General features: G+C 46.8%; 12 protein-coding genes. 7 read left to right on the top strand and 5 right to left on the bottom strand.

Going from position 1 to position 13,858, the window contains the following annotated elements:
• Positions 1 to 203 precede the first annotated feature (203 nt).
• Complete coding sequence (locus tag QN395_RS07570; RefSeq protein ID WP_322119566.1) at positions 204 to 968, top strand: SDR family oxidoreductase; 765 nt, start codon at positions 204 to 206, stop codon at positions 966 to 968.
• Between the two features lie 392 nt (positions 969 to 1,360).
• Complete coding sequence (locus tag QN395_RS07575; protein ID WP_322119565.1) at positions 1,361 to 3,058, top strand: long-chain fatty acid--CoA ligase; 1,698 nt, start codon at positions 1,361 to 1,363, stop codon at positions 3,056 to 3,058.
• A gap of 326 nt (positions 3,059 to 3,384) precedes the next feature.
• On the opposite strand, the gene QN395_RS07580 is transcribed toward QN395_RS07575, so the two are convergent.
• The 3 genes from QN395_RS07580 to QN395_RS07590 all read right to left on the bottom strand — a co-directional run bounded on the left by QN395_RS07580 (position 3,385) and on the right by QN395_RS07590 (position 7,270).
• On the bottom strand, positions 3,385 to 3,903 hold the full coding sequence (locus QN395_RS07580; protein ID WP_322119564.1) for a GAF domain-containing protein: 519 nt from the start codon (positions 3,901 to 3,903) through the stop codon (positions 3,385 to 3,387).
• Between the two features lie 272 nt (positions 3,904 to 4,175).
• Positions 4,176 to 6,044, bottom strand: a complete 1,869-nt coding sequence (gene sppA / locus QN395_RS07585) for a signal peptide peptidase SppA (protein ID WP_322119563.1) — start codon at positions 6,042 to 6,044, stop codon at positions 4,176 to 4,178.
• Positions 6,045 to 6,208: 164 nt separating this feature from the next.
• Positions 6,209 to 7,270 (bottom strand): S1/P1 nuclease, encoded by a 1,062-nt coding sequence (locus tag QN395_RS07590; protein ID WP_322119562.1) that lies wholly within the window; start codon positions 7,268 to 7,270, stop codon positions 6,209 to 6,211.
• Positions 7,271 to 7,753: 483 nt separating this feature from the next.
• Here QN395_RS07590 and QN395_RS07595 point away from each other — a divergent pair, with 483 nt between their 5' ends.
• Together QN395_RS07595 and QN395_RS07600 are read left to right on the top strand one after the other, a co-directional pair.
• The gene (locus tag QN395_RS07595; protein WP_322119561.1) at positions 7,754 to 8,302 is read left to right on the top strand and encodes a hypothetical protein; all 549 of its coding nucleotides are present in this window, start codon (positions 7,754 to 7,756) and stop codon (positions 8,300 to 8,302) included.
• Positions 8,303 to 8,537: 235 nt separating this feature from the next.
• A complete protein-coding gene (locus QN395_RS07600; RefSeq protein ID WP_322121615.1) occupies positions 8,538 to 10,160 on the top strand; it encodes a peptide chain release factor 3 in 1,623 nt (540 codons plus the stop codon).
• Between the two features lie 53 nt (positions 10,161 to 10,213).
• On the opposite strand, the gene QN395_RS07605 is transcribed toward QN395_RS07600, so the two are convergent.
• Positions 10,214 to 10,948, bottom strand: coding sequence for a YoaK family protein (locus QN395_RS07605; protein ID WP_322121614.1), 735 nt, complete (start codon positions 10,946 to 10,948; stop codon positions 10,214 to 10,216).
• 998 nt (positions 10,949 to 11,946) lie between these two features.
• A complete protein-coding gene (locus QN395_RS07610) occupies positions 11,947 to 12,108 on the bottom strand; it encodes a hypothetical protein (RefSeq protein ID WP_322119560.1) in 162 nt (53 codons plus the stop codon).
• A 312-nt stretch (positions 12,109 to 12,420) separates the two neighbouring features.
• Between QN395_RS07610 and QN395_RS07615 the strand changes: the two genes are divergently transcribed.
• The 3 genes from QN395_RS07615 (at position 12,421) to QN395_RS07625 (ending at position 13,549) form a co-directional block, all read left to right on the top strand.
• Entirely contained in the window at positions 12,421 to 12,786 is a 366-nt protein-coding gene (locus tag QN395_RS07615) for a pentapeptide repeat-containing protein (protein WP_322119559.1), read from the top strand.
• 93 nt (positions 12,787 to 12,879) lie between these two features.
• Positions 12,880 to 13,233: a DUF5071 domain-containing protein gene (locus tag QN395_RS07620; RefSeq protein WP_323492217.1), complete on the top strand. Its 354-nt coding sequence runs from the start codon at positions 12,880 to 12,882 to the stop codon at positions 13,231 to 13,233.
• Positions 13,234 to 13,303: 70 nt separating this feature from the next.
• On the top strand, positions 13,304 to 13,549 hold the full coding sequence (locus QN395_RS07625; protein WP_322119557.1) for a hypothetical protein: 246 nt from the start codon (positions 13,304 to 13,306) through the stop codon (positions 13,547 to 13,549).
• The last annotated feature ends 309 nt before the right edge of the window (positions 13,550 to 13,858 follow it).

A 13,858-nucleotide genomic window follows, 5' to 3' on the forward strand; every position in this document is an offset into this window, starting at 1 on the left:
CAACCCTGAAGTCTCTCAAATTTTTGTTGAGGCTATCAGGGATTTTTGCATCATAGAACGTGTTATTTATCTCAATCAAGACTTACAAAAAAATGCCCCGACTAGGTGTAGCGACGACAACAGTATTTCCAAGCGGCTAGGCGCTGCAATGCTTTGAGGAGTTTTGCGTAAGTCCATCAAAAAAATTAATGAATGGAGACAATATGCCCGAGATCACATTTAAAGATAAATCCGTACTGGTCACAGGTGCCGCCAGCGGCATAGGACGAGCTGCCGCCTTAGCGTTTGCTAAAGCTGGTGCCAAATTAACGATTGCCGATATTGATGTGGTCGGCGCGGAGGAGACGCAGGCCATGATCTCGTTTGCTGGCGGTACCGTGCGATTTGTAAAAACCGATATTTCTAAAGCGGCCGAAGTGGAGTCTTTGATCGCCGGGATTGTGAACGCCTATGGCCGCCTGGACTGCGCTTTTAATAATGCAGGTATAGAGATTGAACATCACGCATTGGCTGACTCCGACGAGGCCAGTTTCGACAAGATCATGAACGTCAATGTGAAAGGCGTCTGGCTTTGTATGAAGTATGAAATCAAGCAGATGCTGCAACAAGGCGGCGGCACTATAGTCAACACCGCCTCGGTCGCCGGTTTGGTCGGTGCGCCTATGCAGCCGATTTATGCCGCCAGCAAACATGCCGTGGTTGGGTTGACCAAAACCGCCGCTGCCGAATATGGCCGCGCAGGTATCCGTGTCAATGCGGTGTGCCCGGGTGTGATCCGTACACCGATGATGGATAACGCGATCGCCCGCGAACCAAGACGCGAAAAAATGATCCAAAAATTGCACCCGATCGGCAGGATTGGCGAGGCATCAGAAATCGCCAATGCGGCACTGTGGTTATGTTCAGATTTGTCTTCGTTTGTAACAGGACATCAACTAGCAGTTGACGGCGGACTGACGGCGATCTAAGTTATAGCTGCATAGCATGGATTTAAAATGAGTTTGACTTAAATCCTTTTTTTACATCAGCTATTTAATAAAATAGGGGAGTATATCTATATATTGGCTTAATAACTAGGTTTTATATGGACAATAAAAAATACAGGTAGTGAGTATATTTTATTTAAATTCCTGCTGCGCGCATAAATATCGATAGTTGTATCGTCTAAGCAAGTGACTAAATAATTGAAACGGTGGTAGAAAAATAGTAGGAAAAGCAGCAAAAAAAACAGGAGAGCGAGTGACAGCCCAATAAGCCGTAATGAGCAGTAACGAGCCGCAATGAACTAAGTTGCAAGCAAAAAATAAGTACAAATAATTATAAATAAACAGATTTCATTTCCAACAAAGTGAGAGAGACAATGACAGATTTTCCTTGGATCGCATCCTACCCAGCTGGTGTCCGCTGGGACGCAGAGTTACCGGTTATGCCAGTGCCACAATTGCTTGATCATGCCTTGGAAAAATGGCCTGATCATCCGGCTCTCGACTTCATGGGTAAAAAGACCAGCTACCGTGAGTTGCATGCCTTGGTCGAAAAAGCCGCCGCAGGATTTCAGCAATTGGGTGTCAAGCCTGGTGTGCATGTTGGTTTGTTTTTACCGAATACGCCGCACTACGTGATCAGTTTTTTTGCCGTATTAAAAGCGGGCGGTACGGTTGTCAATTACTCACCGCTGGATGCGGAAAAAGTTCTGGAGCATAAAATCGCCGACAGTGAGACTGACTTGCTGGTCACGCTCGATATGATCATGCTATATCCGCAGATGGCAAAAATGCTCGGCCATACGCGCCTGAAAAAACTGATTATCGGCAACATCGCCGAGATGTCGCCTTACCCCGACGCCGTACATGCCAATCTGGAGAAAGCGCAACAACTGTGCGCAATTCCTGATGATGCGCAGCATGTGCAATTTGCCCAATTGTTAGCAGGCGAAGCAAAGTTCAAGGCGATTGTAGCGACCGATCCCAAAGATGCGATCGCCGTTTTACAGTACACCGGCGGCACGACAGGTTTGCCTAAAGGTGCCATGCTGACGCATGCAAACTTAACGACAGCATGCAGCCAGATCAAAGAGACGCTGAATGTTAGCCCGCCGATTCTGACCGAAGGTGCAGAGCGGGTTCTGGCGGTGCTGCCGCTGTTCCATATTTATGCTTTAACCGTCGATATGTTGTTTGGCGTCTCTATGGGCGCAGAGATATTTTTGCATACCCGATTTGATGTGGAAGCCGTAGTGAAAGATCTGGCCGGTAAAAAAATCACCATCTTCCCAGGTGTGCCGACAATGTATACCGCCATCATCAATTATCCCGATATCAAACAATACGATCTGAGTTCGTTGAAGTTTTGCAACTCCGGCGGCGCACCTTTGCCAGCGGAAGTATTGCAGCAATTTCAGAGCATTACTGGTTGTAGTTTGCTTGAAGGCTGGGGTATGACAGAGACCTCACCAACGGGTACGTTTACTTCGCTATTTAGTAAGCGCAAAGCAGGGTCTTGCGGCTTGCCAGCACCGGGGATTAATTTTAAATTTGCCAGCGTGGATGATGCTCGCAAGTATGTGGGCATAGGCGAGCGTGGCGAGATTTGTGTTGCGGGTGCCAATATCATGAAGGGCTATTGGAAGAAGCCAGAAGCGACCGCAGAGTCCTTTACCTCTGATGGATTTTTCCGTACAGGTGATGTCGGCTACATGGATGAAGACGGTTTTGTCTACATCGTGGATCGCACCAAAGATATGATCTTATGCGGTGGTTACAACGTCTATCCACGCAATATTGAAGAAGCGATTTATGAGCATCCATCGGTTGCCGAGGTCAGTGTAATCGGCATACCGGACGCCTATCGTGGTCAATCGCCAAAAGCATTTATCAAACTCAAAACCGGTGCTGCCGCATTTACTTTAGACGAATTGAAACACTTTTTGAAAGACAAACTAGGTAAACACGAGATGTTGCAAACCATGGAAATTCGGGCTGACTTGCCGAAGACGCCGGTAGGTAAGTTATCAAAGAAAGAGTTGTACGAAGAAGAGGCGAGAAAGCTGAAGGCTTGAGATTGAATTTTGATGTTTTGAGATGACAGTTTTAAAGTTGAATTTTAAAGCCGAATTTCAAAACACTCTGCAAGCTTGATCTGGGTGCTTATGAGGTGAATTATGGGGAGTATGCGCTAATTTTTATGAGTCGTCCAAATAATAATTGGATAATACGACATCTAATTATGATACATATACCCAGTATATTGTTTTTCTATTTTGAGATACATTGAAATAGCGTAGAACAGTTCAGATAGTTCCAGACAAATAAACCCAGATTTCCATTAGCTCAAATCCCAATGGAAAATCTGGGTTTAGATTTTATACAGACAGCTATTTCAGCCTTAGCTAAAATCCGTCGCATCGACAAACGCCGCAACCATCGCCTCTAATCCTTGCTGATCTTCTGCGCTAAACCGGTTCAGACTTGGGCTGTCGATGTCGAACACGCCAAACAATTCACCGTTCTTGATCACGGGAATAACGATCTCCGAATTCGATGCCGAGTCACAGGCGATATGGCCAGGGAACGCATGCACGTCGGGTACCAGTATTGTTTTGCGTTCTGCTGCTGATGTACCGCAAACACCTTTGCCAAATGCGATCCGGGCGCAAGCAACTTTGCCTTGGAAAGGGCCGACCAATAATTCTTGCTTGTTTGTATTGGCACTAGGCGCCGATGCTTTGGCCGGCTTTACCAGATAAAAACCTGCCCAATTTAAATCAGCGATGGTGTCATAAACCAGTGCAGAAAATTGTGCCGCGTTGGCGGTGAGATCGGTTTCGCCTTCCAAAATGCTGATCACTTGGCGAACAAGTAATTGGTAATCGGGCTTGGTGCTGGCGCTAGGTGGTGTGAACATAGTGTGGATGCTTGAGTAAGAAGACAGGATAAGAAATGAAGTATCTTAGTGAAGACCATGCATTATCCCAGAATTTCTATCCGAGTCACCAAACGTATTCCCACTTAAACTTTGCCGATAGAAATTCGGCACTTAGATTTTGGACGAAAAAAAGGGCAAGCATCTTATTGCTTACCCTTTTTAGTTTTTACCCTTACTCGTTCTGGCAGAGCTACATCAAATCAAGTCAGACAGAATCAAATCGAGCCAGATCATCGTGCTACATCCGGTTATTAAGGGACGCTGCACAGACAATGTGTCATCGCCGCATAGCCTTTGTTACCTTTATTGATGTCAGATAACCAGCTCAATTCTTTTGCCATCTGCATGGCGGATTCTGGTGGTAAGCCAGTCGGGACAATCGCCATTTTGAATTGGTCGTTTAATACGGTAGCAAATGCTTTTGCGACGGATGTACCAAACATACTGAAGACGCGATCAAATTTGGATGGCTCGCGCTCAATATACACAGTGCGGTAATCCGCACCGAGTTTAGCGCGCTTGGCTGCCGATGCCAGAGCATCGCCATAGGTGCCAACCGTGTCGACCAAACCGCGATCTTTGGCTTGCTGACCTGTCCAGACACGCCCTTGTGCTACTGCATCAATTTTCTCTGGCGTAGTTTTGCGCGCCTTGGCTGCTTTGGTAGTGAAATCATCATAGATGTGGTTGATGCTGGCTTGTATCACTTCACCAAATTTAGGGTCCAGCGGACGTAGCGGATTGAAGCCGTCCGCCAGCCAGGTTGTGGTTGTGCCACCAGTATGTACGCCGATTTTATCCAAGGCTTTGTCAGCAGTTGGCAAGATAGCGAATACACCGATTGATCCAGTGACTGTGGTCGCGTCGGCGATCACTTCGTCAGATGCCATCGATATCCAATAGCCGCCAGATGCTGCTACGTTACCCATAGAGACGACTACCGGTTTGCCTGCACTACGGGTCAACTCCAGTTCGCGACGGATTAGTTCCGAACCAAAGGCGCTGCCGCCAGGGGAATCAACACGCAGAACGATTGCTTTGATCTGGTCATCCTCGCGCGCTTTGCGGATCAGGTTGGCAGTAGAGAGGCCGCCAATCGCTCCCGGTGGCGCCATCCCTTCGCTGATCTCGCCAGAAGCGATGACAACACCGATGGCATCGCCCAGAATTTTTGGTCTTAGTGAGGCCAGATAATCGTCAAATGCTACTTGCTTAAAACTCTTGTTCTGATCATCGCGAGCACCTTTGGAAATCATTAACTGGCGAATTTCATCACGGGTTTTCAGACCATCCAACAGCTTGGCATTGACCGCCATTTTTGCTGCGTCACCGTTAGTCGCTTTTAGCAAATCGGGTAATTGATTGATGCCTTGCATGATGCTACCAGCGGGTAATTTACGGGCTTTTTCTACATCGCCGGTATAACTTGCCCACATCGCGTTATACAAATAACTTTCAGCTTCAGTTGCTGCGGCCGACGGTTCGTTGGCGATATAAGGCTCGGCAAAACTCTTATAAGTACCGACCTTAATCAAGTTGACTGTGATGCCGAGTTTGTCGAGCGCATCGCGGTAGTAATTGCGATAGCGACCAAAGCCAGTCAGCATCACATTACCCATTGGGTGCATATACACTTCAGTCGCATGCGAGGCTAAAAAATATTGGCGCTGATCAAAACTGGAGCCCCAAGCCACTACGGTTTTGCCGCTAGCTTTAAAGCGATCAATCGCCGCAGCGACTTCGCGCAACATCGGCAAACCTGCGCCTTGCATCTCATCTGTCATGAGGACCAAACTAGTAATCTTTGGGTCTTTGGATGCGCTGTCCAGCACCGCCAAAATATCTCGTAGCTGCATCGTTTTTTGTGCCGTACCTTGGGCTTCTGCCAGCAAAGTATCGCGTGCGCTACCGGCGTTTTGTTCAACCAGGCTGCCTTTTAACGTCAGCATCAGCGCAGTTTTATCATCCAATTTTTTTCCTGGGCCAGAGAAAATACCAATGGCAATCACGATAATCAGAGTCAGCAAGATTAAATTAAGAATAAGGCGGCGGCCAAAATCCAGAGCATTCCAGACAAAAACAATGCTGTTTTTTATCCAGCGGATTGGGGTGAAAGACATGCGTGCTCCTGAAAGTAGGAAAGTATAGAAAAAATCAAAGTAAATGCCGGACGAGAACTATTGGGGACTGCTGATGACAATTGACGATAACTGGCGATAGCTGTTGAAACTAAAGGCGCTATAGCATAGAGCTAAAAAGCGCCGTATTGTGATTCAGATGAAAATTATTCTGGCCAGATGGCTTGTAATACTTGCGCCAGATGAGCGCCAGCTTTCGTCAACGCATCTTCTTTGACGTTATACATGGTTTTTTCATACGCTAACGGTAAGGCGATAGACCAATTATTTCCTTTGACGTTGGGTGTACGCTGACTAAATTGCGCGCCGCCAAAAACCAGACGGGCGTTGCGGATCGATTCGTCTGCCCACAGCACTGGCCATTCTTGTATTGGCGCTGCATCTACGGCAACAGTTTTCGCTTTTTTCGCCAATGATTCGTTCATCCTGCCGCGCTTAAAATTTAGCGGCACATCGTCCCACAGCGAATGTAAATTACCACAAGGGCAATTTAAGGCATTGCCGCCAATGGTATTAGATGTTTTGTCATATTGCGTGTCGTCGGGATTAATGATTTTACCGTCTGCATCAAGATAAATCGAACCTACATGCAAAGGCTGGTGGATATCGCCAACATAATGTGTCAGCAACTCTAAGGCTTCGCGCGGATCTTTAATGCTAAATGGTGCTGGTGCCGGTTTGCCGCTCAGCACATCGATACTTGCCTGAATCGCGTGCACTACATCATGATCGCTGGTTCCTGTGTAACCTGTTTTGTAGTGGTCGTGCTGCAAGCTCACATCGGAGTAGTGATATTGTTTGTGACAGCTTTCTTCATCCGCGGCCGGGTTACAGTTGCTTTGATTGCGACGGACAAAATCAGCCAGTGCCTTGATGTCTTCCGGATTTTCAAATGGCTGACATTCTGGATAGCGTCCTGGCACGGTGTAAGCGTAGTCTTTTTCAGGGCTGATACCTTTTGCACAATCAGCCCATACGGATACTAGCTCCAGACTGCGATTGCCCAAAATGGATTTAACTTTTTCACCCGCCTTAGTCCCGACCAGCATCGCATCGGCAATCGCGCCTACTGTTTGGTGCCCGTCAGCGCCCCAGGCAAAAGCCAGTTGAGGTAAATAAACCAGGCTAGCTAGCATGCCAGCCATTATCTTTGAATTTATTCGTTTATTACTGCGGTTCTGCATAGAGTTATTAAGGCGTGTAGGCATACGATGTCCGAGGTATCCAAATAATTTTGATTAAGAGGGTAATTAATGAGTTTCAGTAAAGACATGGTTTAATTCTAGTCAAAGCTATTATCGCAACTTCTTTTCTGCGGGAAAGATTAAACCATTTTTTTGCATAGACCGTCGTTAAACCGAGAATTCCACTACATCGTTACAAATCCATGCAAAACCTAATGCATCGCTGAAGGTGTTGTCTGGACTTCCCCTAATTTCGTAGACAACTCTTAACTTCCAAACTTATTGTTCATTTTTTAAATCACAACATCGGATTTCCATAGGACTTACGCAAAATTGTCCCGTCAAGGCCTAGCGACGAAGATAGTACTTTAGTGCAGCTAGGGGCTAAAACGCAGCTGGAGCGGTTTCGCGTAAGTCCTATTCCATACTATTTCCTGAATGATGATTTACACCAAACTTTTAACCATCATTGACATTATTCTCATTTGAACGAGAGTAGAGTTCGTGATGGAAGAATATAATAAATACTTCCAATTAATATCAGAATCGCCCTGTCTCAATTGCGCTACCAATAATCTGAAAAATAATATCGGTATTGCTGCAATTTTATTGTTCTATTTTCCAAAAGAATGTATGCGACCACACGGAAACTTTACTACTTATATTGATGGCCAGGTATTGGTGTCAGAAGTGCGTGGGCAATGGAATATTGAACTACTGGACGCGTGGTTTAACGCGATGATGCCGCATATTGAAGAACTTTCTGCAAAAGGACTATGGGGCACGGTAGGGATCATGCATGATTCTTTGCTGTGTTCTCGCGAAGCCTTGGAAACATTAGCTTACAGAGCACAAATTGCAGTAGATAAGCGTCATTTGGTTTGCAGCGCATTTGTGGCAAAACAAGATGTTGAAGGACGTAACTTTATCGAACCAGTTTATGAAAAATTCTATAAAGGCGTTTGCCCGATCCAGTTTTTTGAAAACTACGAAGATGCCAAAAATTGGGTTATTCAGCAATGCGCGGATGTGACAAAAGCACATCTTCTTGATTAAGTCCTGCTGCTTTATTAATGCCAAATAGCTCATTTTCAATAACTGTCAGCACAACTTATCAGCACAATCAAACGGCGTATATTTTATTGAGCGTAAATAAACTGGCGAGATAAAAAACTATGGCGTGTCTTATCCACAATTCGACACAAACCCCAAACACCGTTAAACTTGTAAGCTTTTGTTTAATTTGGCCAATACCGTGTCTGACCTCAATTCTCCCGCCGATTCTGAAGCAATTCAGCCCTCTGTCACCGTTTCCAGTGATTTGATTAACCGCGAGGTTGAGCGTCGCCGTACTTTTGGCATTATTTCTCACCCAGACGCGGGTAAAACCACGCTGACCGAAAAACTTTTGATGTTTTCCGGTGCGATTCAGTTAGCGGGTACGGTCAAAGCGCGTAAGAGCGGTCGCCATGCCACCTCGGACTGGATGGAGATTGAAAAGCAGCGCGGCATTTCTGTCGCATCCTCCGTGATGCAGTTTGAATATCGTGATCACGTCGTCAATTTGCTAGACACACCAGGCCACCAGGATTTTTCTGAAGATACTTATCGTGTATTAACGGCAGTTGATTCTGCCTTGATGGTGATTGACGCTGCTAAGGGTGTGGAGGAGCAAACCCTCAAGCTGCTAAATGTATGCCGCATGCGCAATACGCCGATCATCACCTTTGTCAACAAGATGGATCGTGAAACCCGCGATCCTCTGGAATTGCTCGATGAGTTGGAATCAGTATTAAAAATTAAGTGTGCACCAGTGACATGGCCGATCGGAATGGGTAAAACCTTCCGCGGTGTGTACCATATTCTGCGCGATGAAATTTTGCTCTTCACACCAGGTAGCGAGCGTGCTGATCAAGAATTTGAAGTCGTCAGCGGAATCAACAATCCTCGTCTGGCAGAAATGTTCCCGCTAGAAATTGAACAGTTAAAAATGGAAGTGGAACTGGTGCACGGCGCCTCCCATCCGTTTAGTCTGGATGATTTTTTGGCAGGTGTTCAGACGCCTGTCTTCTTTGGTTCTGCAATCAATAACTTTGGCGTGCGCGAGATTCTCAATGCCTTGCTGGATTGGGCGCCGGCACCGCGTGAGCGTGATGCCAGCGTGCGTTCGGTAGCACCAAAAGAGGTGCCGTTCACTGGATTTATTTTTAAAATTCAAGCGAATATGGATCCCGCTCACCGTGACCGTATCGCCTTCTTACGGGTTTGTTCTGGGCGTTTTGAGCGCGGCATGAAACTCAAGCATTTACGCTTGAACCGCGAGATCAAAGTATCTTCTGTCGTAACCTTTATGGCGTCTTCCCGCGAGCAGGTGGAAGAAGCGTATGCAGGCGATATTATCGGTTTGCCGAATCACGGCAATATGCAAATTGGCGATAGTTTCTCTGAGGGCGAATTATTGCAGTTCACAGGGATTCCTTACTTTGCACCTGATTTTTTTCGCACAGCACGGATTCTGAATCCACTGAAAATCAAGCAATTGCAAAAGGGTTTACAGCAGCTGGGTGAGGAGGGCGCGGTACAAGTATTTAAGCCCGTGGTCAGCAGCGATTTGGTATTGGGCGCGGTTGGAGTATTGCAGTTTGAAGTGGTAGCAAGCAGGCTTAAAAATGAATATGGTGTCGATGCTGTGTTTGAAGGTACCAGCATCAGCAGCGCCCGGTGGATTACTTGCGACGATAAAAAAATGCTGGCTGATTTTGAACGCTCCAGCGCTGGCGGTAATATCGCTTTTGATGCTGCTGGCAATATGGCTTATCTGGCGACCTCCGGTGTCAATTTAAAGTTGACACAAGAACGTTGGCCTGGTGTGGTGTTCCATGCGACCCGTGAGCACGCCGCTAAGCTGGATTAAAATCCGAGGAAAAATCAAACAAAACCGCTAGTGAGAAATTACTGGCGGTTTTTTTATGAGGATTTAAATCGTGGCGCCAAAGATAAAGTCACCAGCGCAATCGCCAGCGGCAAAGTAGAAATAAATCCCAGATATTTGAATCCTGCTGCGCCGACTAAGCCTCCAATAAAAAATGCCGAGATCAGCATTGATTGTATTTTTAATTTAGTGCGATTGGCGACGACTTCCGATTGACTGGGGATGGTTTTGTTACGGTTCCAGTAAATTAATTTACCCAATTCAATCCCTATATCTGTGACTAAACCCGTGACATGCGTGGTACGGATTTCTGCGTTAGAAATTTTAGTAATCAGCGCATTTTGTAATCCCATCACATAGCACAACAATACCGCGGTGAACGATACCGTGATCACTTCATGCTGGCGCAATGTCGTACCGACTAGACCAAATAGTAAAAGCAAACTAGCTTCTAAAAGTAATACCGGTGTGTAGATATAGTCCGGCGTATTGCGTTTGGCATAGTTGACGATAATCGCGGTGCTGGCCGATCCTGAGATAAACGCAGCAAGCATCAGCAATGCCGCAAATGCGGGTATCAGCCGGCCTAAAATAATGTCATCTGCAGCTGAGGAGACGATCCCCGTCATGTGCGAGGTGTATTGCCCCACCGCCAAAAATCCACCGGCATTAAGCGCGCCAGCATTACAGGCTAAAGCAACACCCAGATGCAAATTGGTTTGCGCCGTGCGTTGAGGTGAGGTCAGTTGAGCAAGATAACTAAGTGGCATAGCGGCAATCGATGCAGATGTGAGCAAGTCCCTGAGATATTTAGGAGGATGATTCAGTGTAGCGGACGAAACGGAATAGCAGCAAGCTGATACGCTGATACCGTCGCAAATCAAAGTAATTTCAGGACTTATGCAAAACCGCCCCCCGCTGTGTTACAGCGCTGATCTGTACAAGTTGTCACTCGATCTGACAGGATGCATCAGATCGTGAATGTCGCGGTTGTGCCCTTAGGAGCTGGTCAAATGATTTTCTTAAGCGTCCGCATAGGGGCGAAAGCTGACATACGATTAAATCCAGTAGACATAAGCTTCCTCGGTGCATAAACTATCTCGCTTATCACGAATACAATTTTTAAGATAGATAAGCTACTTTGGTTGTTTGGAACTGGTTCGGAAGTGAGACGATCGGTATCCATGGAAGCTGTCGGCCTTTCCTGGTTATTTAGTGCTGTACCGCATATAGCGGAAAGCGTTACAGAGCAGGAGTTACGGACGGGTTGGCTTGCAAGGATGCCCGGACAAGCCGCCAGGTTATGCGGAGTTTTTTCACTCTATTTGAAGTTTGACATCTTACGAATCGATGCATACAGACGAGAATATAGCCTACCTGTCGTTGAGCTTTCATACTGCGTTGCCATTGGAGCAGCTAGCAGAGATGATTGGGCTTGTCGACGGTGAGTATGATTAAGAAAACGAGTATGAATGGGTGCTGGGCTCCTTTGGAGGGTTTTCAGACATTGATATTACACGTACTCATCGAGAGCAATCGCAAGATGTAGCGACTACGATACTTCGCTATAATTATGATAATCGAATTATCCCGCTTTCCTTGCTGGAGTAATTTATTAATGTATTACAGAACGTCGCAAGTGATTTCATGTTGCAGGGAATAGTGAATGGGCATCTTTTTGAAGAACCGTGACAGACCCGATGAAGAGCATGCTTTTCGGTCTAACTTGTCGCTCGATGCCCACGCTGCGTGTGGGTTAACTTAGTCGTTAGGCAAACATGCATCGATTCATCGCGCTCGCTCTGCTGTCACTACTCGCGTCAATGGCTGTCGCTTTTACGGTGGGCAGCGAGGCGCTTGCAGTCTTAATTCTTAGTCTGGCAGTGCTCGTCAGCTTCGTCGCCATATGCACTGGTGGGTATTCAATCATCAGCCTCATAGTCACTGCAATTTCTGAGCGTCAGAAGTTCACTCTTTGCGTAAGGCCTCTCTGGTTGAGCTTTGTAAATGCAATTGCCTCTATCGCATTTCTTTGGTGGCTCACCAAGGCTGCGGCTGTCATGGCCAACCTATGAAGTCCGCTTTCACAACTTCATGCTTCTCCGTCAGCAATGGCTCAAAATGCAAGTACAAACCGTGTCCTCACGCCAGCCTAACATTAGGTTCAAAGCAGACGCCCATACTCCGCATCGCTTCGGATACGCCTTATGGGCGCCGGTTAACCTAGCGTTAAGTTTCAAAAATGGCACATCCAGACGCACACTTAATTCTCGAACTCTATGCCGCCGGAGAGCGTTCCTTTTCCGACTTAGACCTGGACAGTATTTGCTTGGATTTTTCAGCGGCAATGCTCATGGATAGCGATTTTTCTGGATCGTTCATTAATGCAAACTTTAGGGGGGCGAATCTTGCAAGAGTGAAATTCGAGAATGGAAACGTTAAGTGTTGCGATTTCACTGAGGCCAATCTTGAAGGTGCATCGTTTAAAGGAAGTGCAATTGACGGAGCTATTTTTATTGGGGCGAAGTTGATCAATGTTAATTTTTTGGCTGCTTCTGAACAAGGGCACATTTATTCAATCGACGAGCTACCGTTCGATGCAACTTAACAAGACAGTCGATGGTGACTCCGTGTTAATGTTTACCCATTATGTTAGCTGCAGCTCGCGGTGCATATCACTTTTGCGTTATGTTTCAGCCAAATGATGCCTGTCGATAAATTTGACACAAATGCCGCAGAGATAATCGTCGCTTTGGGAAATGCTTCCGACCTTGGGCTGCTTGAGTGGGTACAAGATTTAAATTGGCCAGTGGCGCGAGTACTTGCACCGTTCCTTGCAAACCCCGGAAGCGTTGTTTTTCCCGGCATTCGCCAAGTCCTCACGTCGAATGACGATACTTGGAAGGTCAGCATACTTAACGGTGTAGTTGCTCAATCATCAGAACTGATCCGGCTTCTTCGTCATGATCTTAAACGTCTTGCGAGTGAGCCTACCCCGGGTGAACGTGCGGAAGAGCTTAACGAACTGGCGCTTGAGTTACTGGAATCGAAATGACGCCATCGCATAAAAAATCATTCCAGCGGATGCCTGCGGCGTCGCTGAATTCAAGACGTTAGCCATCACAATGACCGCATCCATTGGACACGAGTCAGCCATGCAAGCGGTACGAGATACGACGTCGATCATGGCATCTATCAGGAACGCGAGCGAGGACGATATCGTGAATCGCCTGACTGCCTTGGGATATTCAGCTTCAAGTGCAGAGAAGCTCAACGTATTCATCCCAATGGCGTTTGCGTGGGTGCTTTTGCAGCGCATGGTATTAGTTTCATTGTCTTGGGGCTTATCAGTGGCGCATGCCTCGCCATAATCCCGCCGATGTTGTGGCTCTACTCCACACTTCGTCATCCGGCTAGGCATCACTTGTCAGCGGCAGAGGTCTTGTGGTTCATGGCGGGTTGCTTTGCGGTCGGCTCGTTGGTCGGTCCGTTTTACTATCGACACATCGCGCGTAAATATGGTCTCGTTTGCTGGTCAAGCTTTCGCGGCAAGCGCCAAGATTCGTAGGGACGTCCATGAAGCGTGAAGCACTTAACGATTCAATCGAGAGAACAGCACTCTGCAAGCCGCGCGCCGCCTCTCATCTCAAACCTTAAAACATCATCGCTAGTGTCACCTC

Source organism: Undibacterium sp. RTI2.2, from assembly GCF_035018705.1.
Classification (GTDB): domain Bacteria; phylum Pseudomonadota; class Gammaproteobacteria; order Burkholderiales; family Burkholderiaceae_D; genus Undibacterium.